The 515-nt window shown below is 75.7% G+C and carries 1 pseudogene; it reads left to right on the forward strand.

The features are described 5' to 3' along the window. Nucleotides 1-515 (forward strand): annotated as a pseudogene (locus FV217_RS23165) (hypothetical protein); the annotation flags it as partial.

Here is a 515-nt window from a genome sequence, read left to right on the forward strand (position 1 = left end):
CGCCCTACGAGGCCGGGCTGTTCGGTCAGGTGTTCCGCGCGGACGGCGCCCCCGAGCGGGCCGCCTACATCGCGGCCGGCGTCTCCGCCGAGTTCGCCGACGCCGCCCTGCGGGTGGCCTCGCAGGACATCTGGTTTCCGGATCCCGACCGGCTGCTGGCTGCCGGCGTCGCCACCGGCATCGTCGACGCGTCGCGCTTCCCCGATTCGACCCTCGACGACGGCGACGACGCGGCGCATGCCCGCGCCACCGTGCTGCGCAACCTCGACCTGCTGCACGGCTTCGAAGCGCGGGCGCCGCGGGTCGTGGACGGCATCGCCGCCTGGTACCTCGACAGCTACCGCAGCGGCCTGTCCGAGGCCGACGCCTTCGAGGGCCTGAAGCGGCTCGCCGCCCGCAGCCTGTCGCGGGCCATGCGCGGCGCCGACGACCGCAGCCTCGTCGCGATGGGGCGCCATCTCCTGAAGGCGATGGAGGCGTCGCGCGCGGACCCGGCGGCCTGCGCCGCCATCGGC

Source organism: Methylobacterium sp. WL9 (assembly GCF_008040035.1).
Taxonomy (GTDB): domain Bacteria; phylum Pseudomonadota; class Alphaproteobacteria; order Rhizobiales; family Beijerinckiaceae; genus Methylobacterium; species Methylobacterium thuringiense.